The sequence below is a fragment of the Enterocloster sp. 210928-DFI.2.20 genome (assembly GCF_020554465.1).
Classification (GTDB): Bacteria; Bacillota; Clostridia; order Lachnospirales; family Lachnospiraceae; genus Enterocloster; species Enterocloster bolteae.
In genome coordinates this window covers 15,931-30,219 of record NZ_JAJCHK010000007.1, presented here as the reverse complement: position 1 = coordinate 30,219, position 14,289 = coordinate 15,931, and the positions used below count along the sequence as shown (strand labels likewise).

At 50.4% G+C, this 14,289-nt stretch carries 13 protein-coding genes; 2 read left to right on the top strand and 11 right to left on the bottom strand.

Going from position 1 to position 14,289, the window contains the following annotated elements:
* Positions 1-125: 125 nt before the first annotated feature.
* The 10 genes from LI015_RS08735 to LI015_RS08690 all read right to left on the bottom strand — a co-directional run bounded on the left by LI015_RS08735 (position 126) and on the right by LI015_RS08690 (position 9,043).
* Positions 126-950, bottom strand: a complete 825-nt coding sequence (locus LI015_RS08735) for a protein-ADP-ribose hydrolase (RefSeq protein ID WP_227124590.1) — start codon at positions 948-950, stop codon at positions 126-128.
* Complete coding sequence (locus LI015_RS08730; RefSeq protein ID WP_119205698.1) at positions 947-1,846, bottom strand: SIR2 family NAD-dependent protein deacylase; 900 nt, start codon at positions 1,844-1,846, stop codon at positions 947-949. Before LI015_RS08730 ends, LI015_RS08735 begins: the two co-directional genes overlap by 4 nt.
* 149 nt (positions 1,847-1,995) lie before the next feature.
* Complete coding sequence (locus LI015_RS08725; RefSeq protein WP_117626858.1) at positions 1,996-2,517, bottom strand: hypothetical protein; 522 nt, start codon at positions 2,515-2,517, stop codon at positions 1,996-1,998.
* A 185-nt stretch (positions 2,518-2,702) separates the two neighbouring features.
* Entirely contained in the window at positions 2,703-3,605 is a 903-nt protein-coding gene (locus LI015_RS08720; RefSeq protein ID WP_117626857.1) for a phosphate acyltransferase, read from the bottom strand.
* A gap of 29 nt (positions 3,606-3,634) precedes the next feature.
* Complete coding sequence (gene buk / locus LI015_RS08715; RefSeq protein WP_227124588.1) at positions 3,635-4,708, bottom strand: butyrate kinase; 1,074 nt, start codon at positions 4,706-4,708, stop codon at positions 3,635-3,637.
* A 24-nt stretch (positions 4,709-4,732) separates the two neighbouring features.
* Positions 4,733-6,130: an SLC13 family permease gene (locus tag LI015_RS08710; protein ID WP_227124586.1), complete on the bottom strand. Its 1,398-nt coding sequence runs from the start codon at positions 6,128-6,130 to the stop codon at positions 4,733-4,735.
* A gap of 40 nt (positions 6,131-6,170) precedes the next feature.
* Entirely contained in the window at positions 6,171-7,037 is an 867-nt protein-coding gene (locus LI015_RS08705) for a thiamine pyrophosphate-dependent enzyme (protein ID WP_118018543.1), read from the bottom strand.
* The gene (gene porA, locus LI015_RS08700; RefSeq protein ID WP_117626854.1) at positions 7,034-8,230 is read right to left on the bottom strand and encodes a pyruvate ferredoxin oxidoreductase; all 1,197 of its coding nucleotides are present in this window, start codon (positions 8,228-8,230) and stop codon (positions 7,034-7,036) included. The genes LI015_RS08705 and porA overlap by 4 nt, the downstream gene beginning before the upstream one ends.
* Positions 8,230-8,535: a 4Fe-4S binding protein gene (locus tag LI015_RS08695; protein WP_117626853.1), complete on the bottom strand. Its 306-nt coding sequence runs from the start codon at positions 8,533-8,535 to the stop codon at positions 8,230-8,232. The genes porA and LI015_RS08695 overlap by 1 nt, the downstream gene beginning before the upstream one ends.
* Positions 8,489-9,043 (bottom strand): 2-oxoacid:acceptor oxidoreductase family protein, encoded by a 555-nt coding sequence (locus LI015_RS08690; protein ID WP_118018544.1) that lies wholly within the window; start codon positions 9,041-9,043, stop codon positions 8,489-8,491. The genes LI015_RS08695 and LI015_RS08690 overlap by 47 nt, the downstream gene beginning before the upstream one ends.
* A gap of 276 nt (positions 9,044-9,319) precedes the next feature.
* Between LI015_RS08690 and LI015_RS08685 the strand changes: the two genes are divergently transcribed.
* Positions 9,320-10,087, top strand: coding sequence for an IclR family transcriptional regulator (locus LI015_RS08685; protein ID WP_117626851.1), 768 nt, complete (start codon positions 9,320-9,322; stop codon positions 10,085-10,087).
* A 214-nt stretch (positions 10,088-10,301) separates the two neighbouring features.
* On the top strand, positions 10,302-11,315 hold the full coding sequence (locus LI015_RS08680) for a linear amide C-N hydrolase (RefSeq protein ID WP_119205781.1): 1,014 nt from the start codon (positions 10,302-10,304) through the stop codon (positions 11,313-11,315).
* On the opposite strand, the gene LI015_RS08675 is transcribed toward LI015_RS08680, so the two are convergent.
* On the bottom strand, positions 11,289-14,135 hold the full coding sequence (locus LI015_RS08675) for a response regulator (protein ID WP_002565585.1): 2,847 nt from the start codon (positions 14,133-14,135) through the stop codon (positions 11,289-11,291). The two genes, LI015_RS08680 and LI015_RS08675, sit on opposite strands and share 27 nt — an antisense overlap.
* Between the last annotated feature and the right edge of the window lie 154 nt (positions 14,136-14,289).

Here is a 14,289-nt window from a genome sequence, read left to right as displayed (position 1 = left end):
TCTTTTTCATTTGTGCTTCTTTTTCATTTGTATTTAATTCTGTATTCCGCTACATAAAGATGCCGGTATGCCGCATGTAAAAAGTGCTGGCAGCTTCAGCCTCTGGAACGTCTGTAAAAACATTCTTATGACAACAGTTTTTCATATAATTCCCTGTCCCCATCCTTAAACACATTAAAAACAATCCGGTCAAAGGCCGCTTTGCGCTGTTTTATGAATTTCGTCACTGTATCCACCGCAATCTCAGCCCCCTTATCATTGGGAAAATGGAATTCTCCGGTAGAAATACAGCAGAAGGCGATGCTCCTTAATCCCTGGTCCGCAGCTGCCTCCAGGCAGGAAACATAACAGTTTCTCAGGTCCTGTTTCAGTTCTTTTGTCAGCCTCATTCCCACCACAGGTCCCACGGTGTGAATCACATACCGGCATGGAAGGCAGAACCCCGGCGTCAGCACTGCCCTTCCGACAGGCTCCTCATAATCTGGGTCCTCCCTGTGCCTGTCATCCATATACCGGTTGCAGGCCTCACGCAGCCTCAGACCCGCAGCGGAATGAATGGCGTTGTCAATACAGCCGTGGCATGGCACAAAGCACCCCAGCATACGGGAATTGGCCGCGTTGACAATGGCATCTGCCTGCAGCCGTGTAATATCGCCCTGCCATACGGATATACGGTCCCCAAACAGGACGCCGCTTCCATATTGCTCCTTTACGGTTGGTATGTCAGCCAGACTCACAATTCCCTTTTCCCTGGCTTCCTCCCTCAGGAATTCATCCTGAATCTCCAGGAATCCGGCAGGCAGTGGCCTGGGCATACGGATATTCATAAGGGAACGCATGACCCTGCGCCGGTCCCGGGGCCTTACCTCCATGTCCCTGCAGCTGCCCGAATCCTTCTTAAGTTCTTCCACAATATAGTTAAGACGTGCTTCCTGGCCCGTCTGCTTCATGGCTGACAGCTCCCTTCTCCCCAACCGGCCCCGTCATTGCATCCTGCGTCTGTTCCTGCCAGATGCTCCAGCACATGCGCGATGTCAGCCTTCAGCACCAGTGACCGGTCCATGATGTCATCCGGCACCCACGCCTGCTCCAGATTGACGCTGATATAAAATGCCTGTTTCCACTGCTTTGTCATTCTCCAGAAGGGGTATTTTATAATGCCGGGCGTGTTCATACCCACCCCTAATTCCAGGAAAACCAGTGTTTTTTCCTGATTATTGCGCAGAAATGTTTCATACCGTACCGCTGCCCGGTACCACGCCTCATCCTCCACAAAGTTACCGTCGCACCTCAGATGTACTTCCATGTCGCCTCCGCACACCGGACACTTGGGCACCTGACAGGAGGGAATCCTGCAATCCTTCTGTTCCCTCAGCATGGCCCGGATCTGCGCCTCATTGTCATACAGTTTCTTATGGCATGCCTGTTTGCACTGGAACAGCCCGTAGTCTCCCTGGGTTGCAAATATACACTCGTCCTGAAAACCGGCCAGCCAGAACTGGTGGTCCACATTGGTGGTCAGGACAAAGTGGTTTTTATCCTTCATCATGGCATACAAATCCCTGTACAGCTTTGCCGCCGGCATGTCGTACCTGTTATAATAAATATGGCGGCTCCAATAGGCCCACTTCTCCTCCTGGGTGGGAAACGGATAGAACCCCGCCGAATACATGTCCCTCATGCCGTACCGCTCTATGAATTCCCTAAAATGATCCTCAAACCGCCTGCCTGCATAGGTCAGACCGGCCGCAGCAGACAAGCCGCTTCCTGCTCCGATGACAACAGCGTCAGCCTGCTCCAGACGCCGTTTCAGCGCCATGAGACAATCCCCAGTATTCAATATCATCCCGCCTTTCCAGGGCCTCCGCCCAATCTGACTCCATTATAACCTGTTGGGGAGACGCGGTAAACTACGCACTATAAAGTGCCATGGTATATAAAAGATACTAAAGGTATGCCGGCTTCCGGACAGTCTCTATGATTTGCGGACACCTGTCAGAGTTTCTTTAACCGTTCCATCAAAAGCTTCATCTCTCCCATATCCGGCTCCGCGGCATCCCAGTCCCCGCCAAAAAAACGGTAATAGGAAAACAGCTGCTCCAGCTGCAGCCAGCTCCCGTCCATAGCCGCAGACAACAGCCCTGCAATGCGGTTGACCATATATTTGTTCAATGTCTTCATATCCTGCTGGGACAGCTGCCCATTAGCATGCATGTCCTCAACCGGGCCGTTTCTGAACGCGTAATGAGTCACTGCCTTGGAAATAGCGTCAATATTTTCTCTCCTGAGCAGCCGTTCTCTGGAATTTTCGTTCAGCTGTGCAAACAGCTCCGGATTTTCATCCATAAACTGCTGGTATATCATATTTTTAATGGATATCCCATACTTCCTTCTCTTATAGGCCACTTTCCCCATAGAGACCCCAAACCGTTCTGCGATCTCCCTGTCCGTCTTGCCTTCCTCATAGTATAAATGCTTCAGTTCTTCCTCTGTCACCCTGTCCCATTGATATTCCATGTTTTTCTCCAAATCACTTCGCGTATTTAATCCACTTTTGTACAGGCGGTAATTCCATGTTCCGGCTTCATTTTATTATAACCAGCCCCAGGTAAAAAGACAAGTTAAAAGGCGGGATACTTACCGCATCCCGCCTTCCTGCGTCTCCGTCTGATAATCACATACAGATAATATATCTCCACTTTTTATAATCCCTGTATGATGGCCGTTAAAATCGAATCATACTTGTCCTCCGGCGTATCTGTCCTGCTGGTCATGACCACCGGTACTGTGGTGCCGTTCAAGGTGCCGGAAGAAACCATATGGGCAAAATAGGTCAGCGACTTGGTAAATATATTGCCTGCGCATAAATCAGGCATCAAAAGGATATCCGGCTGTCCCGCCACCTGGCTGGTGATTCCCTTATGCCTGGCCGCATCCGCGCTAAGAGCATTGTCCAGAGCCAGCGGACCGTCCACAATACAGTTTTTAATCTGTCCCCTCTGAGCAGCCATACTCAGCATGGCCGCATCCACAGTAGACTGCATCTTGGGATTTACCACCTCCACCGGAGTGATAACAGCCACCTTTGGACACTGAATTCCCAGTTTTCCAGCCAGCTTCACTGCGTTGTTAATGATTTTCACCTTTTCGCTGTAATCCGGCGCCACATTGACCGCACAGTCTGTGGCAATCATCAGGCGGCCCTGGTACTCCATAACTGTGGCCTGGCTTAACTGGCTTCCATCCGGCACGAAACCATAGGCCTCCTTATCCAGAATGGCCCGCATGAAGCTAGCGGTCTGCATAAGTCCCTTCATAGGAATATCCGCTTCTTTATCCTTCACCATCCTGCAGGCCATCCTGGCAGCTTCCCTCTCATCCTGGCAGGGAATAATAGGGTAATCTTCTGCCACTTCCCCCATTTCGGCCAGCAGCTCCCTGATTTTGTCCTCTTTGCCAATGAGAATAGGCTCTATAACGCCCCGCTTCCTGGCCGTGACAACAGCTTCCAAGACATCTTCGTCATGGGCATTGGCCAGCACCAGGCGTTTTTTAATGTTTTGGCTCTTAATATAATCTTCCATTTCCTGAAAATTATGAAACATACTGTACTTCCTCCTGGTCATCAACCCTGTTATTCATTCAGTTCCTTTATCTCCTCTTCCCCACGCAGTGCAGCCAGTGTGTTAAGTCCCAGTGACTGCATTTCATATTCCCCGGGATAAACTGCAATGGGAGCGATGAAGGAAACCCTGCGGGAAACGCTGTCCACAATTCTTTTTGAGTGGGCAATCCCGCCTGTAAATACGATGGCATCCACCTCACCCATAAGCACGGTGGCTGCCGCCCCGACTTCCTTGGCAATCTGGTAGCACATGGCGTCCAGCGCCTCACCGCAGGCCTGATCCCCGCCTGCCGCCCTCTCCTCAACGGTCTTTACGTCATTTTCGCCTACATATGCCATAAGGCCCGCGTTTCCGTTGATAAGCCTGCGGATTTCAGAATATGTATATGTTCCAGAATAACACATATTAATCAAATCTCCAATGGGTACCGAACAGCACCTGTTGGTGGAAAAGGGTCCGTCCCCGTCTATAGCATTGTTGGCATCCACCAGCCTTCCTTTTTTATGGGCGGCAATGCTGATGCCTCCTCCCATATGGATCACCACCAGATTCAGATCCCTATAATCCTTTCCCGAATCCTTAGCATACTGCCTGCCCGCTGCTCTGTGGTTCAGCACATGGAAACTGCTGCGGCGCTTAATCTGGGGCAGTCCGCTGTAGCGGGCCAGAGGCTCAAACTCATCCGTAGTAGGCGGATCCACGGTAAATGCCTGGGGACCCTGAGCTGAAAACTCATAGGCCAGCTTAAGGCCCAGGTCCGTGGCATGATTGCCATATTTCTCACTGGCCGACTGCTCCAGCATCTTTCTCGTAATTCGGTAAACGCCTCCCACAATGGGCTCTGTGTGTCCTCCTCTGGTGACCACCGCGTCAAGGCCGGATATGAGGATTCCCTTTTCTTTCAGATAAGCTTCGATGGCCTGTTTCCTGAATTCAAACTGTTCCCATATAGTTGAAAATCCTTCCAGTGCCCTGGCAGTATGGACGATGTTGTCCTTGAACACGCAGTTCTCATTTTCGTAATAGGCAATCTTAGTGGAAGTGGAACCAAGATTAATTGCCGCAATCTTATATATCCTCATATGCATACCTCTCTCCTGTTCTTCCTAAATGATATGAAGCCCGATGGCCCCGTACATAAAGGCTACCATAATGGGAATCCAAAGCACCGCTATGACAAATCCCACCTTTGTCATCTGGCCCAGCCTCCAATAGCCGTAGTCGTAGGTGGCCATGGGAATGGGGTCCAGGGGCAGAAGGAAGATACATTTGGATGTGTAACCCAGTATCAATACCAGATACATGGGATTGATTCCTGCCTTGTCTGCAAGGATAACAATGAGTGGCACGCACACTGCCAGCACCGCGTTGCCTACCGGTACCAGGAAATGTATAAACAGGCCGAAAGCAGTCACCACCAGCATAATGGACAGCATGGAACTTCCCACCAGACCGCCCAGGAACTGGTTGCTGATCCATTCAGCGCTGCCCTGCTGGCTCAAAATCATGGCAAGGGCATTGGATGCGCCTACAATCAAAAGTCCGGCCCATCCGGTGGCGTCCACGGCCTTTTTCCAGTCTATTAAATCCACCTTAGGCAGGAAGAACACCGCAGAACAGGTCAGTGATATCAGGGTTAAATCCAGCTTTGTCCAGGTCTGGGTAAGCCATAGAAGCAAGGTGATACCGAATATGACAGAGAACTTCTTCTCATCGCCGGTCAGGCTTCCCAGCTCCTTTCGTTTCTCTTTAACATTATCCAGCCCCTGCACCTCCTCGATTTCTGGTTTCACCATCACAGTAAGGATGAACCAAGCGATCAGGGTCAGCACCACGGCCAGAGGAGCGCCTATCAGCGTCCATTGCAGGAAAGTCACATCCTGGCCCGCTATGTTCTTAAGCAGGTTAATGCACAGCACATTGATTCCGCTGCCCACAGGAGTGGCAAATCCTCCCAGACAGGCCGCAATGGGAATACCCATCATCATGCTTCGGCCAAATTTGGACTTGCCGGGCAGACAGCCATTCTCCTTTAACAGGGTATAACCAATTCCGCTGAGAATAATGGTGGTGGGGATATCCGCCAGCACCGTGGATATGGCGGCAGAGCATATCATGAAGCTCAGCAGCACCATCTTACTCTTCTTTCCCAGCATGGGAGTGATGTATAAGGATATCCTGTATCCCAGCCCGCAGTCAATGAATGCCCTGGCAATGATTCCTGAGGACAGCATAAAGAAGATGGTGGTTATTCCAAAATTCTGCATCACCACATTTGTGGTCTGTATGCCGGCCAGGCCGGGTATAAACAGCAGCAAACAGGATGCGATACCGATAGGTATGAATTCAGTGACCCAGGTAATGATGGCGCACACCATCAGGACAATGGCTCTCCACCCTTCCACACTCAACCCCTCCGGAGGAGTCATCCTGCTGCAGACCACATAGAGTAAAATCGTAATTATCATCCAAACATATTTTCTAACCCCGTTTTTTTGTTCCATAATTACCCCCTTACGGCGCCCCGCGGATGGGCGCCCTCTCTTATTCTGCTCCCAGCTGCTTTTTATAGTTTTCTGTTATATATTCCTGGAATGACTTTACCTCTTCCTCTGTGATTCCCTTAAAACGCTTCTGAAGCTTCAGGTATTCTCCCAGTGGCTTTAACTCCTTGGGCTTTACTGTCACCCGGACCTTGCCCTCTTCGCATTCATAGAGCACCCAAGCCCCAGTCTGAACAGCCAGCCTGGCCACTTCCACACTCTTAGCCGGCTCATATCCCCAGCCGGTTGGACACGGGCAGAATATATGGAGCAGACGCGGCCCCCTGATATCCTTTGCCTTCTGCACCTTTTTGCGCAGGTCCGGTATATTGGCAATGCTGGCAGACGCACAGTAAGGAATGCCGTGGGCCATGGCGATTCCCAGCAAATCCTTCTTACACACGCTCTTTCCTCCGGGTGTGGTGGTGGTCCAGGCCCCCACCGGAGTGGCGGAGCTTCCCTGAATGCCTGTATTCATATAAGCCTCGTTGTCGTAACAGATATAGAGCACATCCTCCCCCCGCTCCATCATACCGGACAGGGACTGGAGCCCGATGTCCAGGGTCGCCCCGTCGCCCGCAAATGCCACCACATGGGTATGGTCATTTCCCTGGACCGCATATCCGGCCCGTATGCCGGTGGCAATGGCAGCCGAGTTCTCCAGATTTCCCTGGAAAGCAGAAACCTTGATTCCTGTCTCGCAGCCAAATCCGCAGAACAGGGCGGAACATCCCGGCGGTATGACCAGGGTGGTATCCTGTCCCAGCACATCCAGTACATTGCGGATGATCAGTTCCATCCCGCAGCCCGCGCAGGCGCTTACTCCATGAGCCACATATCCTTTTGATTCTGTCCTTATATCTATCATGCTTTACGCACCTCCCTGATTCCCATTGCATGCTCTGTATCACAGTCAATCCAGACGGGTTCCTCTGACGGTTCTCCTGTCAGTATGTCCTCGTACACCCTGGTTATGGTGTCCAGGCTGATGTCCCTGCCTGCCAGGCCCCCAATATAATTCTTGACAAGGCAGTCTCCGGGTAAAGCCGACTTTGTCTCTGTCCAAAGCGGCGTACCCTGTCCTCCAAACCCGGTGGTGCGGTCCAGAACAGCCACCTTCTTAATGTCTCCTATGACGCTTCTTAACTTCCTGTATGGGAATGGACGGAAGGATACCACCTTAACCACACCCACCTTCCTGCCCTGGGCCCGCAGCTTATCGGATATATATTTTGCCGTTCCGGCCATGGAGCCCATGCATACGATAACGGATTCTGCGTCCTCCATGTTGTAGCCTTCTACCATGGATTTCCTGCGCCCGAACTTCCTTTCAAATTCCTCAAACACCTCTTCCATCACAGCCTCTGCATTCACAAAACCCCTGGCCTGCTGGTACTTCATCTCCGTGATCTCATTGGAACCCGTCAGATTGTCGATAACCAGAGGATCTTCAGGATCCAGATACATGTTCTTTCTGCAGTATTCACCCACAAACGCGTCGATTTCCTCCTGCTCCGGCACCACCAGCTTCTGCATGGAGTGCGAAAGAAAGAATCCGTCCAGACAGACCATGGCCGGCGTCAGCACCCGTTGGTCCTCAGCAATACGGTAGGCCATAATCATAGTATCGTATATGTCCTGAACATTCTCGCAGTACAGCTGAATCCATCCGCTGTCCCTCTCAGCCATGGAATCCTGGTGATCGCACCAAAGACTCCAGGGTGAAGCCAGAGAACGGTTTACCACAGGCATAACGATGGGTACCCGGCAGCCGGAAACCACATTCAGCACCTCATGCATCAGGGCCAGGCCCACAGAGGCTGTGGCTGTGGCACACCGGATTCCCGTAAGCTGAGCGCCCAGTGCGCAGCTCATGGCCGTATGCTCCGATTCCACCCGTATGTATTTTGCATCCAGTTCCCCGCTGTCGCACAGCTCCGACAGTTTTTCCGCAATGGTGCTCTGAGGGGTTATGGGGTAAGCGGAAACCACCTTAACCTTCGCCATCCTGATGGCTTCCACCGCTGCCCCGTTTCCATCCAACATCTTGTAATGAGCCATTATTCCACACTCCTCTCATCTATCATCGCAATGCAGTGCCTGGGACATTCATTGGCGCAGATTCCGCACCCCTTGCAGTAATCCCACATGATTTCAATGCATTCCCGTTTCTCTTTGTTCACTGTAATTACATTAGCCGGGCAGTACATGGCGCAGGTGCCGCATTTGATGCAGGCATCGTAGTCCACCTCTGGCCGTTCCAGCCTCCAGCTTCCCGTATTGCCGGAGTCAAATATGTAGGCGCACGGCCCCTGTACGTTACATCTGTCTTGTCTGGTTGTAGCTGTCTCTTGCTGCTTTTGCATTTTTCGCACCTGCCTTCTCTCCAAAAAATTCAATCAACGCCTTCTCAACAGATTCAATGGATACCACACCGGTCTTGGCCAGCGCTCCCAGGGTGGAACCATTGGGAATCCCCTTCCCTATATTGTCCAATGCCACCTGGGTCGCATTGACATAATAAACGGTCCTGAACGGAAATGCCTCCTGATACTTCCTTGCCACAGCCTCGCTGGACGCGTTGAGAACCAGTATGGTTTCATCTGTAATGCCCTTGGACACATCCACATGCTTCTGTATGATTGTCTCATCCATCACCACCACAATATCGGGCGTGTATACAAAGCAGTTCACCAATACAGGCTTATCGTCCATGACCACATCGGTGAACACCGGAGCCCCCCTCCGCTCATGACCATACGCCGGAACCGTGATTGCATACTTGTCTTCATGCAGTGACACTGCTGAAGACAAGACTTTGCCCGCAGTAACAACACCTTGGCCTCCCAGTCCATAGAATTTTAATCTTTTCATTATGATTCCTCCTTATAGTTTCTCTATATGAAATATTATTTCTTTATATGAACTATATGAATTATAGGTCTATTTGCTTTATTTGTAAATATACAATCTGCAATATTAATTTTTTTCATTATTTTTAACAATTTTTTGTCTTATTTTCATAACATCCCTCCGGTTTTTTGTGAATTTTGTTTTAATATATGAATTACTATTTCTTTATATGAAACATATCTTTTTTTCATAATATATGATAGAATAAAAAACACAAATCTAAAGGAGGGAGAGTATATGTCCGAACAAACCTCAGATGAAAAATACCTTTTGCAATCCGTAAATAATGCACTGGCAATCATAGATGTGCTTTGCGAACACGACAATTTAGGACTGGCTGAGCTGGCCAGTTACATGAATCTGGGAAAAAGTACGGTCTTTCGCCTGCTGTATACACTGCAGCGCAAGGGCTATGTATCCAAGGACCGGAATTCAAAGTATCATTTAAGCTTCAAATTTGCCCGCATCGGAACTATTGTCACCAAACGTTCTGAACTGATTGAGCTGATACATCCTTTCCTGATGGAACTGTCTGCGCTTTCCGGCGAGACAGCCCATCTGGTCACCTGGCATTCTGACACAGAAATTATCTTTGTCGACAAGGTAATCGGAACTGCCACCATAAGCATGCAGTCCATGGTAGGATTTACCCGTACAGCCCATATGACAGCCACAGGCAAAGCCTTGCTGGCTTATTCCTCACCAGAGGTTGTGGGCACCTACATGGAACTGGCGCCGTTTATCATGCAGACGCCCAAATCCATTCCTTCCCGTTCAGAGCTGGAACGGCTCATACCCCAAATTCGCGCCCAGGGGTATGCCTGCGATGATGAGGAATCCGAGACAGGGCTCACCTGCTATGCCGCCCCTGTTGTCAGCATGGGGCAGGCCATTGCGGCTATCAGTATTTCAGGCCCGTCCACTCGCATGGAGCTTAACCGTGACCGCTATGTTGCCCTGGTAAAGGATGCCGCCCTGAAGATTGGAAAAAAATTAGGTTATTAACAGATTTCAGACAAAAAACACCCCCGGAACAGACAGGGAATCCATTTCCCTTCCCATTCCGGAGGTGTTTTATAATATGTTTTCATTTTATAGTTTTATCCTGCAGTTTCATCCTTACAAACACCAAAAGACTGTCACAGGGAATGTTCCTCCTCCAAACGGAATATACATAACCATATCTTCTGCAAACTTCGTATAAAGGAGGTTTTTGCCCATGTGCACAGCTATGGTCACACAGACGTCCCAGGGGGACATTTATTTTGGCCGGACCATGGATTTCTCTTATCCCCTTGAGCCTGAACTGTATTTTGTTCCCAAAGGCTATCAATGGAATAATATCATGAACACCCACCAGGTCCGCAACCGTTACCGTTTCATGGGAATCGGGCAGGACATATCCCCGGTGGTCTTTGCAGACGGGGTCAATGAGATGGGCTTCGGGGCCGCTGTCCTCTATTTCCCCGGCTATGCCCAGTATGATGTCCCGGACCCTGAGGATTCGTCCCGGCCTGCCATCACAGCACTGGAACTCACGGGATTTCTCTTAGGTTTAAGCGCGTCCGTGGAGGAAGCAGCATCCATTCTCCGCACCATCCGAATCGTTGGCGCCGAAGACTCCATAACCGGAACCATTGCCCCGCTCCACTGGCTCGTGGCGGACCGGACCGGCAAATCCATGGTCATTGAAAAGACAGCTGACGGCCTGCATCTCATGGATAACCCTGTAGGTGTTCTCTCCAACAGCCCTGACTTCCAGTGGCACCTGACCAATCTGCGCAATTACATGAATCTCTCCCCCACACAGGAGCAGTCACAGACCTGGGGCAGCCTGGAGCTGACCCCCTTCGGACAGGGCGGCGGCAGCTTTGGCCTGCCCGGTGATTATACTCCTCCTTCCAGGTTTGTCAGGACCGCATTTCTAAAGACTCATACTCCCATTCCGGCAGGCAGGGATGAAGCGGCGCTGACCTGTTTCCATATAATGGAAAGTGTCAGTATCCCAAAGGGCCCGGTCATCACAAGCCGGAATACACCGGATTATACCCAGTACACAGCCTTCATCAATCTCTCCTCCAGAGAATACTTCTTCAAAACATACGGCAGCAGCTGCATCACCTCTGCATCACTGCCCGGCAATCCTGATGCACAAACCGGCATAAACTCGTTGGCAGCCCTTAATCAGCCCGCCGGCTTTTGCCAGCTACCCGCGTCTCAGGACGCGATCTAATACCTGGTAAAGATATTCCACATCCACAGGCTTGGTCACAAAGCCGTCCATCCCCGCCTCAGCCGCCGCGTCTGCATCCTCCTTAAAAGAGTTAGCCGTCATAGCAATGATGGGGATGGAAACAGCGTCCTGCCTCTGTATTCTGCGGATGGCGCGGCAGGCTTCCAGGCCGTTCATCTCAGGCATCTGGAGATCCATAAGAATGGCATGATAGGTTCCGGGACTGCTCTGCATGAACAGTTCCACAGCCTGTTTTCCGTTCTCCGCCCTGCGCACGCTGGCCCCCTTCATCTTCAGAAGCTCAGTGGCTATCTCTGCATTCAGGTCATTATCCTCAGCCAGCAGGATATTTATGTGCTCCAGGCAGCTGCTTTCCACCCCTCCAGCCTTCTGTTTCTCCTGTTTTATCTTTATTTCTTCTTCCACATTCGAATCCGCCAGGGAAAATGCAGCTGAAAAATAGAATTCGCTTCCCTTGCCCAGCTCACTCTTAAGCTTCAGTTCTCCCCCCATCAGCCCCACAATGGTCCTGCTGATAGTAAGTCCCAGCCCGGTTCCCTGGCTCTTGGAATAATTGGGTCCCACCTGCTCAAAGGCTCCGAATACGCGTTTCTGATTCTCCACAGATATGCCCACACCGTTATCAATCACCTGAAACTTGTAGATCACCTGCTGATTCGTGCTTTTGGTCCGGGTCACACGCATGATGATACTGCCGCCTGCCGGTGTGAATTTAAAGGCATTGGAAACCAGATTGGTCAGAACCTGCTGGAGACGGATAACATCCCCCATAAGCGTACGGTTTTCCACGTCCTTTTCTACAGTGAACTCCAATCCGCGGCGCGTAGCCTCTGCGGTCAGCATGTCCTCAAGCTCTTCCACGGCCCGGTTCATGGAAAATGCCTCATTTGACACTGTCATTTTCCCGCTCTCAATACGGCTCATATCCAGGATATCGCTGATTAATCTCAGCAGATACTGGGATGAGGACCGGATTTTCCCCAGGTTTTCCCTTACCTGTTCCGGTACATCATCCATCATGGATGTTAAGTCGCTGAGCCCCACAATGGCATTCATGGGCGTACGTATCTCATGGCTCATCCTGGAAAGAAATTCACCCTTTGCGCGGTTAGCTGCCTCTGCCCTCTCCAGGCTGCTCTGCATCCTGGCTGCCCGTATTCTGGAACGGGCAGCTGCCATTACAAGAATCATCACGGCAAGGAAAACACATGCAGTCACCGTTACAAACATCACTGGATTGGCATACATTAATTCCACAATTGATGCAGATCGGGACCCTATGGTTATCATATTCTGGTTTGTCAATGCCGTCTTCTGTTCACTGCTCAGGCTGTTGACCGACTTATTCAATATTGGAAGCAGTTCGCCGTCAACCGGCCTGGTCACTGCAAAACAGATATCATTTCTGTTATTAACCAGGGTATTGGGAACAACATTGGGATAGTGGTGTGCCTGCATATCGTGCTCGATTTTGGTGGAGATTCCGTAAAAGAAATCAACCTCCCCATTGTTCACAGCCCGCAATGCCGCCCTGACATCAGGAAAATATCTGATCTCATCCGCCTTTATACCCGTTGGCATGCGCCGCCCTTCAATGACCGCTCCCACCAATCCATCCGAGGGATAGCTGACCCCCTTATTCCTGACGATAATATCACTCATGGATGCATATGCCTTTGAAAGAGCCAGCCCCATGTCTGCCCCATCCTCCTCAGATCCCAGAAAAGCTCCTAATATATCTGCCTTGCCCTGATTTACCAGATTCAGCGCATCCCCATAGGTGTCCGTATACTCGTAGCTGAATTCCAGCCCTGAAAATTCAGTTACCTTCTCCAACACATCCGGTATCAGGCCGTTGTGCATATCCGTATCTTCTTCCTGGCTGAACAGGGGATGCCATTCCTTCACAACTGCAACCGATACCTTTTGTTTTTCGCGGATATAGGCCTGCTCCTCATCATTCAGACAGATGCTCTCAATTCCGCTGTCCGGAAAATTTGCATTATACCGTTCCTCTGCGAAATTCGGATTAGAGTCCACAATCTTGCCCAGGGCCATGTTCATACCGTCCAGAACCTCCTGATTATCCGGAGTGGTCACAATATAATACGGCTGGGAATCAAATTCCGCAACTACCCGGAGGTTCCCCTTTACATCTGCATTATTCCCCAAAAGCATATCCACTTCTCTGTCTTCAAGACACTGATAAAGGTTCCCATCCACCAACTGGTCTTTGGAAAAGTACCTGATGGTACAGTCAATTCCATTGAGGTCCAGAAATGCCTGGAGCCTTCGTATGTTTTCCTCAGCCCGTTCATATACTCCGATCGTCTTACCGCTCATGCTTTTCCAGTCATAAGTCTTAATGCTTTTATCATCACGGCGGACCAGCAGCACGGATTTATTGTAACCTGTATTGTAGTCCGGATAGGCAAAATACTGTTCAAATTCTGGCTGGTAATAGGTTCCGCCCATCAGATCATACTGCCCGTCCAGAAATTCCGGAATTATGTCCTCTGCAGCCGTATCAATATACTCATACTGCCAGCCCGTATATTTTGCTATCTCATTGAGATAGTCCACCACAATACCGTGTCTGGTCCCATTCTCATCTGTCTCCGACATCCCCTTCAGCTCAGGGTAGGCCACCCGCAGTATCCTGTCCGGTCCCTGTGCCTTATCCTGATCCCCCGCACCTGCCTGCGCATCGCTGCATGGCAGCACAGACAACAAGCACCCAAAGACCAGGATACACGCCATTCCTGCTATCTTTTTTCCTGCTTGTAATGCATTTTTCATATCAGAGCTCCTTCTTTTGTCCCATTTCTGCTGTACAGCTTGCTGTTATTTATTTTATCACGTATTCATCTGACTTGCTATCCCAAAAATGGCCGCCCTGCAGATTAAACAGACATAGCGCAGTACTACGGCATAAAGACAAGGCCCCGGGCGC